Raw genomic sequence first — 14870 nt, forward strand, 5'->3', positions numbered from 1 at the left:
TTCGGCTCGAAGGTTTCATTGTCCTTAGCGTCCGGAGCCGGAGCATCCAAATCAAATTTCACAGGTACTTCACGCGATACTGGATCAGCACCCTCAGCAGGGGTCCATGTGACCTTTACGAGCACCTCGTTTTCGCCTTCAACCTGCTTATCTGCAGGCCATTTAACTGCGCCGGTCTTAGGATCGATATCCAGCCCCAGTTTCTTAGCAGCAGCGGGATCCGCGAACTCGAAGGTTGCGCCTTCCGGCATTTCCTCGACGGCATCAGTATTAGGGTTGTCGAAAGAAGGCTTTGATTCAAGATCCTTTTCCTGAGCGGTTCCCTTAGTCTCGTCATATTTCACAACGGTCGGGTCAGCCAGGAATGAATCTGCCAGGAGGAGCGTGCCCGTACGCTTGCCCGAAGAATCGGCAGCGAATACCTGAGAAGAGTACACAGTCGGCTTGGATAGTTTCTCCGGGACTGTGAAGTCACAGGATTCCAACTCACCGAGCTCGTTAGCTGTGACAGTGCAAGTCTCACCGGTGGATTCACCGTCCGCAAACCACTCAATAGCATACTCCTGATTGGGAACCAGGCCGGTAGTCTTCGACTTCGCGGTATCGCCAGGAGCTGCGATAGAAGAAGTGTTGTCGTAATTGAAGACGTCGTGAATTGGGCGCGGGGTCAGCAACGCGAAGTTCTGGACAGAAATGTTCGCTCCAGCGAGCTCAATACCGAGGTTTCCGCCATGCGGGGGCTGGAACATGTTGTCCTGGTAATTACCCATCCATAGGTCACGATTATCACCGACTATCGGATACAAGTACATATAATCCGTGTTGATGTGGAAGTCACGCTTTAGTGAGGTGCCGTTCCACTGCGTTAGGTCAGTGTGCTTTTCGTCCTTTGCGGAGACGAGCGTGCCCCATTCTTCGTCAGTAGTTCTGTTGCCCTTTTGGGCGCGGCTTTCGCCATACAAACCAGCAAAAGGGAGGTAGAAAGAACCGTCGTCTTTTACGTAAGCTACGCGGGACTCTGCGATATGGGAGCCTTCACCGTGCTCAGCCTGATATTTGTCAACAATTTCTTTCTGGGCAACACGGAACTGTTCGCGACTGTAGTTCTTGTTTGCTTCCTTCCAAGCGTCAAATTGACGTGCTACTTCATCGTTAACATAGGAGCCTACGACCTTAACATCAGTAGCGGCACGATCTGAAGATCCCTTAAAGTATTGGTTGGAGAGTGAGCCCATGGCCTCATTGTTTTCCCACCAAACATTGCCCCGTGCGGTACCATAAAGACCACCCTCTGGCCACTTCTTATCAGCAGCCGGCGCCTCCGTCCACTCAGCTTCGGGCTTTGCAAGCCACCCATCTACGTTCGGACGTTCTTGGAATACGACCTTAGAACCGACAATTCGGTTAATGCCGGCTGTAAAGTCCCAGCTCTCCCATTTACGGGTCAGTCTGTCATGGAAGCGACCGCTGTACATGTCGCCACCGGCCGCTAAGGTGTACTTTGCAGGGTCCGGGTTTTCAGCCCAAGTGCGGACTTGGAACTTCGAATCGCCTGCCAATTTGAATTCGACCGGATTGCCCAGACCATCCTTCGGCGCCTTGGACAAGTCGAAGACGAATTTACCCTCGGAATCCGAGGTGGTGTAGTAAATAGGAGAAACCTGCCCCTTACCGTTAATATACTGCAAGAAGACCTTTACACCAGGCATGGCCTCGTCAGCTTCATTCTGGGCCTCTGGCCCTGAATCACGATCCAAGTAGACCGTTCCTTGGTAGCCCTTCTTCTGACCCCAAGTACCATCCGCTCGAATAGCAGTTGCTTCCGAAGTGCCCTGCGAATCAACGCTGCGATCCTGCGCAGATGCTGCATCCTGAGCAGCAGCAACCGGCGAGGAAGCCGGATTTACAACTGGATGAACAAACGGAGCTACGAGAGCTACAGAGAGAGCAGCGGCAGCGATAGTGGTGCCGCGACGGCGAGTTACGCCGTTAAAACTCTTCATTTTCATGAAAAGTCCTTCCTTATAAAAAATTAGGGAACATCAGAGAACAGGAGCATGCCCTCCACTCTTGGCCTGGGCGTACGAACATCTAATTTTTAGCTGAGTTCTGACTGTCCTCAATCTGTAACATTATTAAAATCAGCTACCTTTCACAACCGATACCTACATTTAATTTTATTATTGTCTCTGGTTAACATTGTATACATCTCTCAGGAACGGAAGATCTGCCTAGCCAGTGGCCCTTCGGATTGTTCGCGCCACTTAAACACGTGATAAATCAGGTAAATATCCGTCTTGGAGATCAGTACGCCTTCACTAAGCTGTCCGCCTTTTTCGCATGAAAAAAGCGTGTCTGGGGTCCAGACACGCTTTTTGTTGGGGCAATATTTACGGCGTTACTGCCCTCGCTTTTACCTAGAAGGTGAAGTCCTCATCCAGCGGGACAGAAGCACCGGTGAACTCACCGAAGCCGTCATCGCCGTAGATGGAATCGCCGTACGTCGGAATCGAGTATGCGGCGTTGCGCGCAGCTTCGGTCGGCTTGACGGAGATGTTGCGGTAGCGGGAAATACCGGTACCGGCCGGGATGAGCTTACCGATGATGACGTTCTCCTTGAGGCCGATGAGCTTATCGGAGCGCTTGTTAATAGCGGCGTCGGTAAGCACACGCGTGGTCTCCTGGAACGATGCAGCAGACAGCCAGGACTCGGTAGCCAAGGAGGCCTTGGTAATACCCATGATCTCCGAGCGCAGCTGAGCCGGCTCGCCGCCTTCTGCGACCTGGGCAGCATTGAGCTGCTTAGCCTCAGAGAGGTCGATGAGGTTACCCGGCAGCAAGTCCGTGGTACCAGCATCGATGACGGTGCCGCGGCGCAGCATCTGGCGGATGATGATCTCGATGTGCTTATCGTGGATAGCCACGCCCTGGGTACGGTACACAGCCTGCACCTCATTGATAAGGTGCTGCTCCACACCACGGCGGCCGAGAACCTCGAGCACGTCGTGCGGGTCAGCCGCACCACGCATCAGGCGGTCACCAGTCTCAACGTGGTCGCCATCCTTGAGGGAACGCTCAATCATGGCGTCCGGGTTGGACTCCATCGGGCGACGGACCTGTGCCAAGCCCTGACGCTTGGAGAGCTTCTCATAGACCACGTCATCAGAGCCGTCATCCGGGGTGATGGTCAAGGTCCAGAAGTTGCCCTCATCGGACAGCGACACGGTGCCGTCAACGGAGGCGATAGGAGCGCGGTTCTTCGGGTTACGGGCCTCGAAGAGCTCCTGAACACGCGGCAGACCGCCGGTAATATCGCCACCGACACCACCCTGGTGGAACGTACGCATAGTCAGCTGGGTACCCGGCTCACCAATGGACTGTGCAGCCACAATTCCGACAGCCTCGCCGATATCGACGAGCTGGCCGGAAGCCATGGACTTGCCGTAGCACTTGGCACACACGCCGGCCGGGGTCTGGCAGGTCAGCACGGAGCGGACCTTGACCTCGGTGACCTTAGCGTCAAGCAGCTTCTGGGTGAGCTCCTCGGTGAGGTCGGAGCCGGCCTCGGCCACAACCTCGCCGTCTTCGCCCTTGACATCCGTCGCAAGAACGCGGCCGGATGCAGAGGTCTCCCACAACTCGGAGAGAACAACCTTGTCACCGGAAACCTCGCCGATTGGGACGCGGACGCCCTGGCGGGTGCCACAGTCTTCTTCGCGGACGATGACGTCCTGGGCCACGTCCACCAGACGACGGGTGAGGTAGCCAGAGTCAGCGGTACGCAGCGCGGTATCGGCCAGGCCCTTACGGGAGCCGTGGGAGTTGTTGAAGTACTCCAGAACGGACAGACCTTCGCGGAAGGAGGTCTTAATCGGACGGGTGATGTAATCACCGTGCGAGTTCACAACCATGCCCTTCATACCGGCCAGCGTCCAGATCTGACGCATGTTACCGGCAGCACCAGACTTCACAATCATCGGAATCGGGTTGTGATCCGGGTACATGTTCTCGACGGCCTCACCGACGGTGTCTGTAGCGTCCTTCCATAGCTCAACCAGGCGATCGTAGCGCTCGCGCTCGGTCAGAGCGCCCTGCTCCCAGTACTTGCGCTCGATGCGTTCTGCTTCCTTCTCATAAGACTCAAGGATCTCGGTCTTATTCGGCAGAACCAGAACGTCAGACATGGTGATGGTCACGCCGGAACGGGTTGCCCAGTAGAAGCCGGCATCCTTCATGTTGTCCAGCACCTGGGCCACGGTGATCATCGGGTACTTATTGGCCAAGTCATTGACCACGTCACCGATGAGAACCTTATTGCCGGAGCCGCCGCCCTTACGGACCATGATGCCCTCGAGGTACGGGTAGTTCCACGGCAGCAGCTCGTTGAACATGACGCGGCCAATGGTGGTGTAGCCCATCCATGCCTGGCCCTTGGACCAGCCATCTGGGAACTGCTCTTCCTCGATCTCCTTCGGCGGGCGAAGGTGATCGATGCGGACCTTGATCGGAGCCTGCAGGCCAACGGTGCCGCGGTCATAGGCCATGAGGGCCTCAGCGTAGGAGGAGAAGACGCCGGTAGCCGGCTTGTCCTTCTCTGCCTCGCGGAAGCGACCATTGCCGCCGATCTCATCCTCGGACTTGTCCATGGTCAGGTAGTACAGGCCGGTAACCATGTCCAGACGTGGCATGGCCAGCGGCTTACCGGATGCCGGGGACAGAATGTTGTTGGACGCCAGCATCAGGACGCGGGCCTCTGCCTGCGCCTCAGCGGACAGCGGCAGGTGGACTGCCATCTGGTCGCCGTCGAAGTCGGCGTTGAACGCCTCACAAGCCAGCGGGTGCAGCTGAATAGCCTTACCCTCAACCAGCTTCGGCTCGAAGGCCTGGATACCTAGGCGGTGCAGCGTAGGTGCACGGTTGAGCATCACCGGGTGCTCGGAAATGGCCTGCTCCAGAACGTCCCACACCTCTGGGCGCTGGCGCTCAACCATGCGCTTGGCGGACTTGATGTTCTGGGCGTAGTCGTTTTCTACCAGGCGCTTCATAACGAACGGCTTGAATAGCTCGAGCGCCATGAGCTTCGGCAGACCACACTCGTGCAGTTTCAGCTGCGGACCAACGATAATAACGGAACGGCCGGAGTAGTCCACGCGCTTACCCAGCAGGTTCTGACGGAAGCGGCCCTGCTTGCCCTTGAGCAAGTCAGACAGGGACTTCAGCGGACGGTTGCCCGGACCAGTTACCGGACGGCCGCGGCGACCGTTATCGAAGAGCGCGTCCACAGACTCCTGCAGCATGCGCTTCTCGTTATTCACGATGATCTCTGGCGCACCCAGGTCAATCATGCGCTTCAGACGGTTATTGCGGTTGATCACGCGGCGGTAGAGATCGTTGAGGTCAGAGGTAGCAAAGCGGCCACCGTCCAGCTGCACCATCGGGCGCAGCTCTGGCGGGATAACCGGGATGGCATCCAGCACCATGCCGGCCGGATCGTTGCCGGAGCGCAGGAAGGCAGCAACAACCTTCAGGCGCTTGAGGGCACGCATCTTCTTCTGGCCCTTGCCGTTGTTGATGATCTCGCGCAGTTCCTCGGCCTCAGCCTCAAGGTCGAAGTTGCGGACCAGGGTCTGGATGGCTTCTGCACCCATGCCGCCGGTGAAGTAATCCTCGTAGCGGTCAACCAGCTCTTCGTAGATGGTCTCATCAATGATCATCTGCTTCGGAGCCAGCTTGATGAAGGTGTTCCAGATTTCATCCAGGCGGGCGATTTCGCGTTCGCCGCGCTCGCGGATGTGCTGCATCTCCTTATCGGCAGCGTTTTGTACCTTCTTGCGGGCATCGGCCTTGGCACCGGCTGCTTCCAGCTCAGCCAGGTCAGACTCCAGCTTGGAGGCGCGCTCGGCGATCTCGGACTCGGTATCGTCCTCAACGTCCTTCTTCTCCAGAAGCATTTCTGCTTCCAGGGTGGACTGATCGTTGTGGCGAGCCTCTTCATCCACGGAGGTGATGATATTGGCTGCGAAGTAGATGATGCGCTCGAGATCCTTCGGAGCCAGGTCCAGCAGGTAGCCCAGGCGGGAAGGAACGCCCTTGAAGTACCAGATGTGGGTCACCGGAGCGGCCAGCTCAATGTGGCCCATGCGCTCACGACGAACCTTGGACTTGGTCACCTCAACGCCACAGCGCTCACAGATGATGCCCTTGTAGCGGACGCGCTTGTACTTGCCACAAGCGCACTCCCAGTCACGGGTAGGGCCGAAGATGCGCTCGCAGAAGAGGCCGTCCTTCTCCGGCTTCAGGGTGCGGTAGTTAATGGTCTCGGGCTTTTTGACCTCGCCCTTGGACCAGCGACGAATATCGTCTGCGGTGGCCAGACCGATGCGGAGCTCGTCGAAGAGATTTACGTCAAACACGTAATGTCTCCCTTTCATCCTCGTTGTCGAGGAATTGATGGCTTTGTATGAATGGAACGTTTATGCCCTACCGCAGGGACTCACCCCGCGGTGGACCAAGAAACTAATTAGGCGATGTCAGCGGAGGAACCCTCATCGCGGGACAGGTTAATGCCAAGCGATGGGCTATCCATGTCATCGTCATCAGAGCCAGACAGCTCCATCGGCGTGCCGTCGGTGGAAAGAACTTCCACGTTCAGGCACAGGGACTGCAGCTCCTTGAGCAACACCTTGAAGGACTCAGGGATGCCCGGATCTGGAATATTGTCGCCCTTAACAATGGCTTCGTAGACCTTCACGCGGCCGACGACGTCATCGGACTTGATGGTCAGCAACTCCTGCAGGGTGTAGGCAGCGCCGTATGCCTGCATTGCCCACACCTCCATCTCGCCGAAGCGCTGGCCACCGAACTGGGCCTTACCACCCAGCGGCTGCTGGGTAATCATGGAGTAAGGACCGGTGGAACGGGCGTGAATCTTCTCATCGACCAAGTGGTGCAGCTTGAGCATGTACATGTAGCCGACAGAGATCGGGTACTTGTATGGCTCGCCCGAGCGGCCGTCGAAAAGCGTGGCCTTGCCATGCTCATCCACCAGCACATCGCCGTCGCGGTTAGGACGGGAGGAAGCCAGCAGGCGCTCAATCTCGTGGTTGGTAGCACCGTCGAAGACCGGGGTGGCGGTCAAGGAATTCGCAGGAACGTCGTACAGCTCTTCCGGCAGGGTCTTGAGCAGCTCGGCGTTCTTCGGGTCCTCGGTGTCAACCTTCCAGCCGGCATGTGCCAACCAGCCCAGGTGAACTTCCAGAACCTGGCCGATGTTCATACGACGTGGCACACCGTGGGTGTTCAGGAGGATGTCGACCGGGGTGCCGTCCTCCATGAACGGCATATCCTCTGGCGGGAGAATCTTGCCCACAACGCCCTTGTTGCCGTGGCGGCCGGCCATCTTATCGCCGTCCTGGATCTTGCGCTTCTGGGCCACGTAGACGCGAATCATCTCGTTGACGCCAGGAGCCAGATCGTCATCATCCTCGCGGGAGAAGCGAGCAACGCCAATGACCTTGCCCACCTCACCGTGCGGCACCTTCATGGAGGTATCGCGGACCTCGCGGGCCTTCTCGCCGAAGATGGCGCGCAGCAGGCGCTCCTCCGGGGTCAGCTCGGTCTCACCCTTCGGGGTGACCTTACCCACCAGGATATCGCCGGCACGAACGTCGGCACCGATGCGGATGATGCCGCGCTCGTCCAGGTCGCTCAGGACGTCCTCGGAGACGTTCGGGATCTCGCGGGTGATCTCCTCGGCGCCCAGCTTGGTATCGCGAGCATCGATCTCGTGCTCCTCGATGTGGACGGAGGTCAGGATGTCCTCTTCCACGATGCGCTGGTTGAGGATGATGGCGTCCTCGTAGTTGTGGCCTTCCCACGGCATGAAGGCAACCAGCAGGTTGCGGCCGAGGGACATCTCACCATTGTGGGTACCCGGGCCATCGGCCAGAACCTGGCCGGCCTCTACGCGCTCGCCCATGGAAACCAGCGGGGTCTGGTTGTAGTTGGTGCCCTGGTTGGTGCGCTCGAACTTACGCAGGATGTAGGTATCGCGCTGGCCTTCATCATCCATGATGGTGATGACATCAGCGGTGACGTTTTCGACCACACCGGCCTTCGGGGTGATAACAACGTCGCCAGCGTCGTAAGCAGCGCGCTGCTCCATACCGGTACCCACCAGTGGGGCCTCGGAGCGCACCAGCGGCACTGCCTGCTTCTGCATGTTCGCACCCATCAGAGCACGGTTAGCATCGTCGTGCTCCAAGAACGGAATCATGGCGGTACCCACGGAAACCATCTGGCGCGGGGATACGTCAACGTAGTCCACACCGGCGGCGTCGGTAAGTCCGATGTCGCCGTCCTTCAGGCGGACCTCAATACGCTCTCCGGTGAGGTTACCCTCTGCGTCCTGCTCTACCTCAGCCTGAGCAATAGCGAAGCGGTCCTCTTCATCGGCGGTGAGGTACTCCACCTGGTCGGTGATCTTGCCGTCCACAACCTTGCGGTACGGGGTCTCAATGAAGCCGAAAGCATTCACGCGGGCGTAGGACGCCAGCGCACCAATCAGGCCAATGTTCGGGCCCTCGGGAGTCTCAATCGGGCACATACGACCGTAGTGAGAAGCGTGAACGTCTCGCACCTCAATGCCGGCGCGCTCACGAGACAGGCCACCTGGGCCCAGCGCGGACAGGCGGCGCTTGTGGGTCAGGCCGGACAGCGAGTTGTTGTGGTCCATGAACTGGGACAGCTGCGAGGTACCGAAGAACTCGCGGATAGCAGCAGAGACCGGGCGCACGTTAATCAGGGAGGTCGGAGTGATGGACTCCGCGTCCTGGGTGGTCATGCGCTCGCGCACAACGCGCTCCATGCGGGACAGGCCGACGCGGACCTGGTTCTGGATGAGCTCACCCACGGTGCGCAGGCGACGGTTACCAAAGTGGTCGATGTCATCCGTGTGCAGGGAGATCATCTCACCGTTCGGTGCCTTCATCTCGCGCTCGCCTACGTGCAGGCGGACCAGGTACTCAAGGGTGACGGCAATGTCTTCCTCGGTCAGGGTCATCAGACCATCGTGGTCGCCGCCGAGCCCCAGCTTGCGGTTGACCTTGTAGCGGCCGACCTTAGCCAGGTCGTAACGCTTTGCACGGAAGAAGGAGTTATCCAGCAAGGACTGAGCCAGCTCGCGGGTGGGCTGCTCGCCCGGGCGCTGCTTGCGGTAAATCTCCAGCAGTGCCTCATCGGTGTTCGCTACACCGTCAGACTCCAGGGTGGACATCATGAGCTCGGAGAAGCCGAAGCGATCCCTGATCTGCTCCTCGCTCCAGCCCAGTGCCTTAAGCAGCACGGTTACCGGCTGGCGGCGCTTGCGGTCAATGCGCACGCCAACGGTGTCGCGCTTGTCGACGTCGAACTCCAACCATGCACCACGGGAAGGAATAACCTTCACGGAGTGCAGCGGACGCTCGGTGGACTTATCGATCGAGCGATCGAAGTACACGCCCGGGGAGCGCACCAACTGAGAGACGACGACGCGCTCGGTACCGTTCACGATGAACGTGCCCATATCCGTCATGATCGGGAAATCGCCGATGAAGACGGTCTGCGACTTAATCTCTTGGGTGTCGTTATTAATAAACTCTGCGGTCACGTACAGCGGCGCGGAGTAGTTGATGTCCTTTTCCTTGCACTCATCCACGGTGTTCTTCACCGGTTCAAAGCGCGGCTCCGACAAGGACAGGGACATATTGCCTGAGTAGTCCTCAATCGGCGAGAGCTCTTCGAGGATGTCCTCGAGGCCGCTCGTCACGCGGGCGTCATCGCCGCGCTCAGCCTGCTCGCGCTCGCGCCACTCCGGCGCGCCGACGAGCCAAGCAAAGGAATCAAGTTGTACGTCAAGGAGACCCGGCAGGGCGATAGGCTCGCTGATTTTTGCAAACGAGTATCGCTTCGGGGCTCCGGGGATATTGGCCACTGACTTGGTCTGGCGGGAGACTGCCAAGATGGGTCCTTCCAGCACCTCACGCGGATTGCCTGCTCGCCCTGGCCGACGAGCCGCAAAACCGCTGGTAATTCTAGCATTCGGTCTGCTGTGGAGTGTCTGGGTTCAGAATGCACAAAATCACCTTGTCAAGTCGGTTTTGCCATCACCGGCCTGAAAGGCTAAATGTGCACCGAAGATCCAGATTCCAGCGCAACGAAACAGCTTATAGGAAAAGACCTGCCATGTAAAGACACACCACTCTTGGGGCGTGTCGCTACCGCGCTAGGGGGCAAGCTCGTGCTCGCCGCGGCGCTAACGCGTCCATGCCGCGCCACTGTGCGCGACAACCACCGAGCACCCTACCACTAAAATCTCAATACACCGCAACCCCGGCGGCGATTTTGTTTTCCAGCTGCGCTTTTACCGGCTCGCCGGCACCGCGCTTCCACCGACGCGTCCGCGGTTATGGCGCGAGCGGGCATGCTTATTCTTGCCGCCAAATAGGCCGAGTGCGCCGATGATTCCGAGCAGAGTCAACAGTGCGCCGAGGCCGATGGCAACCCACCGCACGATCTCCGCTACGCGGTCGCGCGGGAAATCTGCCGCCTCTTTGAGCAGCGCCTGCTGGTCCTCTTCAGAGGTAGAGCCGTTAAAGACGAAAGCACGCTCGCGGCCCACGCCCTCGCGGTCCGCGTAGTAATCATCGATATCCATATCCATGCCCACCACGAGGCCGGTTTGTTGGTCCACGTAGAAGTCGCGGCTACCGGAGTGGGTCAGGTAGCCCTGCTCCTCGCCGCCGCCTTCCTTGGGCAGGCTGGTGGTATTGCCATCGGCCGCAAATAGCTGTGCCACGTTGGTCGGCTCAATTTCTTGGTGGTAGCGGTAGACCGTGCGGCCATCCATCGTGGTTTCTTCTTCAAAGACCGCATCGACGGCCTTGCGCAGCGTCGGGTCAAAGACCGGATAGTTGGTCTTTTCCGCATCCGCTGGGAACTTAAGCCAGTAGCCGTCCACAGTCACCGTGTCGGACGGGGTCGCAAGCGTGTGGCTCAACGTGGCCTCCCCCGCCGCCTCGCCGCTCAGACGGTCCACCGGGTAGCTCCATACCTGGGCCTGGCTCAGGTCATTGAGGCCTTCCCCCTCGCCGCGCATGCGGGTCTCACCGATGCGCACGGTGGCCTTCTCATCGTCCGAGGGCTCTTGGATATCCATGTTGATTTGGTAGGTCATGGGACCCGAATACGGCGTGGTGCCGTCCTTGGACAGCTGCTGCGAATCCGCAGAATCATCGTGCAGTGTCCACGTACTGTTTTTCAGGTTCAGCGGCAGCCGCGGGGAGTAATCCAAAAACGCCGGCGCCACAATACCGGCGGCGATGAGCGCGACGCCGAGGCCTAGGAGCAGGACGGAAAAAATGCGGGACTTGGGCAGCATGGGGGCTAATTCTACAGCCCTTGGCGGCGATTCCTTGTTTCTACAGGCCGCCCTGCCACGCCGGATTGGTTTTAGGCCGTCTGCGCATTCCAAGCGATGATGCTGCTAGTATCTGTGGTCTGCCGCGCACACCAGAGATCAAACTCTTCTTGCAGCCCCAGCCAAAACTCTGCCGAATTACCCAAATAGGCAGAAAGGCGGAGCGCCATTTCCGCACTAATCCCAATGCGCCCACGCACCAGCTTGGAAATTTGGGACCTGGAGCTAAAAATGTCCTTGGCCAAGCGGTATTGAGTCAGTCCGAGCGGCTCCAGAAATTCCTCGCGCAGGACCTCTCCAGGATGTGGAACGGGGACGATATCGGAGGACTCTTCCCCCTTATTTGCGATAGTCGATGAAGTCAACGTCCACAGCTCCTTTCCCTGTCCACCGGAAGACTACTCTCCACTGCGCATTAACACGGATGGAATAAAATCCGTCCCACTGCCCTTTCAGCCTTTCTAAGTGATTCGCTGGTGGAATCCTCAAATCGGCAAGAGAGGCTGCGCGGTCAATCATGATGAGTTTGCGGCGCAGTATTCTTCGCAGTTCAGGGGGCACGTACTTTGGCGCCTTACCATCAGTGTGAAAGCGCTCTAAGCTACCCCTCCTGAACTCAGCAACGCCATAGTGTCACACTTTGACACTATTGGCCATTGCTGTACTACCCGCATTGCGTCCGCGAGCATAAAACGAGGAAACCCCCAGCTCCCACCGCGCGCGGCGGTAAGAGTGGGGGTTTGAAAGCGTAAAGCTCAGTGAAATTACTTGAGCTCGACGGAAGCGCCAGCCTCTTCCAGCTTGGTCTTAGCAGCCTCAGCGTCGTCCTTGGAAGCGCCCTCGAGGATAGCCTTAGGAGCACCCTCGACCATTTCCTTAGCTTCCTTCAGGCCCAGGCCGGAGACGATCTCGCGAACAGCCTTAATAACGCCAATCTTCTTAGCGCCAGCGTCGGTCAGAACGACGTCGAACTCGGTCTTCTCCTCAGCGGCAGCAGCGCCGCCCTCAGCCGGAGCGCCAGCTGCAACAGCAGCAACCGGAGCAGCAGCCTCAACGTCGAATACCTCTTCAAATTCCTTAACGAACTCGGACAGTTCGATGAGGGTCATTTCCTTGAAAGCTTCAATGAGCTCGTCCTTGGTGAGCTTAGCCATGATGGCAAGTCCTTTCTGTGTTGTGTGTGCGCCGCGCGTGATTTATGCCGCGCACACGGTGTTGTAATTGTGCGTCTGTTGTGACGACTTAAGCTTCTGCTTCCTTCTTGTCCTGCAGGGCTGCGACGGTGCGTACAGCCTTGGTTGCAGGAGCGTTGAAGAGAGCGGCTGCCTTCGCCATAGAACCCTTCATAGCGCCAGCCAGCTTTGCGAGGGTGGTCTCGCGGTTGTCCAGCTTGGCGATGGCCTCAACCTGGTCGGCAGACAGTGCGTTGCCGTCCATGTAGCCACCCTTGATGATGAGTGCCTTGTTGTCATCAGCAAACTTGGTGATGACCTTCGCAGCATCCACTGCCTCGCCCTTGATGAACGCAATTGCGGTCGGGCCAGTCAGCAAATCATCAAGACCTTCGATGCCAGCTTCCTTGGCAGCGATCTTGAAAAGGGTGTTCTTGGCGACGGAGTATTCAACGTCAAAGCCCAGATCGTTACGCAGCTCCTGCAGCTGGGATACGGTCAGGCCGCGGTACTCGGTCAATACGACAGAGTTAGCGCCAGCCAGCTTCTCCTTCAGCTCTGCCAGGTCTGCAGTGTTCTTTGGGTTTGCCATTGTCTCTCGCCTCCTTCCAAAACATCTCTTTTATTATTCCGCCGGGGCCTTCCTCGCTTCGGTTGCCCGAAACAACAAAAGCCCCGTGCAAGAGCACAGGGCGCGCGACATAAGAGAATGCCGCGAATAATCGCAAAGTGTCTCCTGCGTGGGCCGCCTCCTAGGATGGAGAACCTTCGATCCAAATGGATGACCAACGGTCTTCGGTGAACTTTGACTCGGCCGCGAAGTGGCCGTTCAAACTTCGTGGAAAACACTACCTCCCCACCCGCGGTTTCTCCAAATCGCCGTGTGCTCCGCGTAGCATGGCCGCCATGACCTCCCTCATGTGGTTCCGCGATGACCTGCGCCTGCACGATAACCAGGCTCTTTCCCGCGCGGCCGAGGCCGCCTCGCTTGGCGACGCCCCCTTGGTCGCCGTCGTCCTCGACGAGCCCGCTTATCCCGGCACCCGCCCGCTGGGCGGCGCGACCACGTGGTGGCGCGAGCGTTCCCTCTATGCCCTCGCCCGCGACCTTGCCGACCACGGCGTAGAACTCATTCGCGCCGCCGGCGATGCCCGCACGGAAATCCCCCGCCTGGCCGCCGAACTGGGCGCCACCACCGTGACGTGGACCCGCCGCTACCACGGCCCGCTGCGCGAGGTCGATGCCACCGTCAAGGAAACCCTGGCCTCCCAGGGCATCACCGCGACGTCCTCGCCCGGTTTCACCTTGGTGGAGCCCTGGGAGGTCACCAATGGCCAAGGCCAGCCCTATAAGGTCTTTACTCCCTTCTCCAAGGCCGCCGCCTCCCAGGTGGCGGGAGATGAACCGGAGGGGGTGCCGGAGATGGGGGCGTCGGCAAGCAGTGCATCTGCCTGGCCCAAGCCCACCGAACCGGCATGGGCGGCATCGCTGGCCGAGCACTGGACGCCCGGCGAGGCTGGGGCGCGCGAGCGACTAGCCCAACTGGACCTGGCCAACTACGCCGAGGAACGCGATATCCCCGCGCTCAATGCCACCTCCCTACTCTCGCCCCACCTGCGCTTTGGCGAGGTCTCTCCGCGCGAGGTGTGGTTCGCCGCGGCCGAGGAGCCAGAGGCCGCAAAGTTTCATTCCGAGCTGCTGTGGCGCGACTTTGCCTGGCACCGCCTCTACCACCTACCCAATCTCGCCACCGAGAACGTGCGGGAGAAATTCGACCGCTTCGACTGGTCCTGGGACGACCCGCGGCTCAAGGACTGGCAGGCCGGCACTACGGGCATTCCGCTTGTCGACGCCGGAATGCGCGAGCTATGGGCCACCGGGTATATGCACAATCGCGTGCGCATGGTGGTCGGCTCCTTCCTCACCAAGAACCTGGGCATCCACTGGCGCCTGGGCGAAGAATGGTTCTGGGACACCTTGGTGGACGCCGATGCCGCCTCCAACCCGTTTAATTGGCAGTGGGTGGCCGGCTGCGGTGATGATGCCGCGCCCTTCTTCCGCATCTTCAACCCCGAAACGCAGGCCAAACGCTTCGACCCCGAAGGCGAGTACGTGCGCCGCTGGGCACCCGCGCTGTCTGCCCCACCCATCGTTGATCTGAAGGAGTCCCGCCAAGCCGCTCTCGATGCATACGCGGAGATCAAGGACTAAGCCGGCGGAAAAGGTGGACGTAAAGGCCTACC

At 59.0% G+C, this 14870-nt stretch carries 9 protein-coding genes; 1 reads left to right on the forward strand and 8 read right to left on the reverse strand.

Features of this window, described 5'->3' with window-relative positions; genetic code table 11:
* The 8 genes from QKD99_RS05715 to rplJ form a co-directional block, all read right to left on the reverse strand.
* Positions 1–2009 (reverse strand): Rib/alpha-like domain-containing protein (locus tag QKD99_RS05715; RefSeq protein WP_347950945.1); only part of this gene is annotated, 2009 nt, incomplete at its 3' end.
* Positions 2010–2417: 408 nt separating this feature from the next.
* Positions 2418–6413, reverse strand: a complete 3996-nt coding sequence (locus QKD99_RS05720) for a DNA-directed RNA polymerase subunit beta' (protein ID WP_337888930.1) — start codon at positions 6411–6413, stop codon at positions 2418–2420.
* Between the two features lie 107 nt (positions 6414–6520).
* Complete coding sequence (locus tag QKD99_RS05725; protein ID WP_347950946.1) at positions 6521–10015, reverse strand: DNA-directed RNA polymerase subunit beta; 3495 nt, start codon at positions 10013–10015, stop codon at positions 6521–6523.
* Between the two features lie 384 nt (positions 10016–10399).
* Positions 10400–11416 carry a DUF3068 domain-containing protein gene (locus tag QKD99_RS05730; protein WP_284814242.1) on the reverse strand — a complete coding sequence of 339 codons (1017 nt, stop codon included), beginning with the start codon at positions 11414–11416 and terminating at the stop codon, positions 10400–10402.
* 71 nt (positions 11417–11487) lie between these two features.
* Positions 11488–11820 (reverse strand): HigA family addiction module antitoxin, encoded by a 333-nt coding sequence (locus tag QKD99_RS05735; protein WP_284814240.1) that lies wholly within the window; start codon positions 11818–11820, stop codon positions 11488–11490.
* Positions 11795–12016, reverse strand: coding sequence for a type II toxin-antitoxin system RelE/ParE family toxin (locus QKD99_RS05740; protein ID WP_284814238.1), 222 nt, complete (start codon positions 12014–12016; stop codon positions 11795–11797). Before QKD99_RS05740 ends, QKD99_RS05735 begins: the two co-directional genes overlap by 26 nt.
* Positions 12017–12219: 203 nt before the next feature.
* Positions 12220–12609, reverse strand: a complete 390-nt coding sequence (gene rplL, locus QKD99_RS05745) for a 50S ribosomal protein L7/L12 (RefSeq protein WP_023020528.1) — start codon at positions 12607–12609, stop codon at positions 12220–12222.
* Between the two features lie 88 nt (positions 12610–12697).
* Positions 12698–13219 (reverse strand): 50S ribosomal protein L10, encoded by a 522-nt coding sequence (rplJ, locus tag QKD99_RS05750; protein ID WP_005322886.1) that lies wholly within the window; start codon positions 13217–13219, stop codon positions 12698–12700.
* 314 nt (positions 13220–13533) lie between these two features.
* On the opposite strand from rplJ, the gene QKD99_RS05755 reads away from it, so the two are divergent.
* Positions 13534–14838: a deoxyribodipyrimidine photo-lyase gene (locus QKD99_RS05755; RefSeq protein WP_347950947.1), complete on the forward strand. Its 1305-nt coding sequence runs from the start codon at positions 13534–13536 to the stop codon at positions 14836–14838.
* Positions 14839–14870: the final 32 nt, after the last annotated feature.

Source organism: Corynebacterium sp. c3Ub_189, assembly GCF_039907195.1.
Lineage (GTDB): Bacteria > Actinomycetota > Actinomycetes > Mycobacteriales > Mycobacteriaceae > Corynebacterium.